We start from the raw sequence: 1,644 nt of genomic DNA on the forward strand, positions 1-1,644 counted from the left end.
CCCGACTCCAGCGCCGCGCCCGACAGCGGCGGCGCGCCGCCGGCAGCCCCGCGCGACGCGAGCCGCGCGCGCACCGCCTGGTAGAAGCGCAGGTTGTCGGCCACCGCCGACGCGGGCAGGTCCGCGGACAGCAGCTTCTTCGCCGAATCGGTGTTGCCGAGCACGCCATACGCGAACGCGAGGTTCTGGCGCGCCTGCCACGGCGCATCGGGCAGCCCCGCGACGTCGAGCAGCACGTTCACGCCCTCGCGCGGCCGGTTGCTCAGCACGAGCGACAGCCCGAGGTCGATGCGCAGCCCCTGCGCGTCCGGGTGCGCGCGCAGCGCGTCGCGATACACGGCCTGCGCATCCGCATGGCGCCCCTGCAGGTCGAGCACGGTGCCGAGCCCTTCCGCCGCGAGCGGATGGTTCGGCTGCGCGGCCAGCAGGTCGCGATAGCGCTGCGCGGCTTCGTCGAGCCGGCGCTGCCGCAACGCGACGCGCGCGAGCCCGAGCCGCGGGCCGAGCTCCGCGGGTGACTGCTGCTGCGCTTCCTCATAAAGGATCCGCGCGCGCTCCAGGTTACCGGTGCGATAGTTGACGTCGCCGAGCCCCAGCCGCGCCGCGAGCGAATCGGGATGCTTCGCGAGCACCTTCTCGTACAGCGTCGACGCGAGATCGACGTTGCCGCCCGCGAGCGCGCTGTCCGCGATGCGCAGTTCGGCCTGCGGGTCGTCGCTCTTGTGGGACAGCACCGGCCGCGTCTGGACGCCCGGCGCGCCGCAGCCGCCGGCCAGCACCGGCAGCACGGCCGCGAGCGCGAACATGCGTACGACGGATCGTGTCATTTGAATACCTCGAGCAGGCGGATCGCCGCCGGGCCCGCCGCGATCAGGCCGACCGTCGGCAGGATGAACAGCATCATCGGCAGCGTGATCTTCGGCGCGAGCTTCGCGGCCTTTTCCTCGAGCGCGACGATCTGCTCGGTGCGCTCGCTGCGCGACAGGGTCCGCAGCGACTGCGTGATCGGCGTGCCGAACCGCTGCGACTGCGTGAGCGTCGTCGCGAGCGAGCGCGCCGACGCGAAATCGACGCGCGTCGCGAAATGCGTGAGCGTCGCGGATACGTTGCCGCTCAGCGTGAGTTCGTCCGCGCACACCGTCAGCTCGTCGGCGAGCGGCGGGCAGATGCGCGCCAGTTCGTGCGCGACGCGCCGGATGCCCGAAGCGAGACTGTTGCCGGCCATCGTGCAGATCACGAGCAGGTCGAGCGCGTCCGGAAAGCACGCGGCGATGATCCGCCGCCGCCGCCGGATCATCGCGCCGAGCACGTACTCGGGCACGATCACGCCGATCACGAACGCAGCGACCATCGCCAGCGCGCGGATCACGAAGTATTCGCCGAGCCGTGGAATGTACGGGCTGAACACGATGGCGACGCCCGCGAACAGCACGCCGCAGCTCAGCTTGATGCCGATCATCGACGACACCGCGCGGCGGTCGCGAAAGCCCGCGCGCGCCAATTGCAGGCCGAGCTTCACGCGCTGCATCGGGTCGAGCACCGGCAGCCGCTCGCCGAGCTGCGCGAGCCGGCGCGTCAGGCCCTGGCGGACCTCGCCCGGCTGCAGCCGCCCCGCCGCGAGCGACGGCGCGCGCTGCCCGGCCG

General features: G+C 72.4%; 2 protein-coding genes. Both read right to left on the reverse strand.

From position 1 onward, the window contains the following. On the reverse strand, positions 1–827 hold an 827-nt coding region (locus tag ACPUER_RS36645; RefSeq protein ID WP_425133566.1), incomplete at its 3' end, for a tetratricopeptide repeat protein. Continuing rightward, positions 824–1,644 (reverse strand): type II secretion system F family protein (locus tag ACPUER_RS36650; protein WP_425133567.1); only part of this gene is annotated, 821 nt, incomplete at its 5' end. The genes ACPUER_RS36645 and ACPUER_RS36650, both read right to left, overlap by 4 nt.

Source organism: Burkholderia sp. DN3021 (assembly GCF_049805555.1).
In the GTDB taxonomy this organism is placed as follows: Bacteria; Pseudomonadota; Gammaproteobacteria; order Burkholderiales; family Burkholderiaceae; genus Burkholderia; species Burkholderia pyrrocinia_C.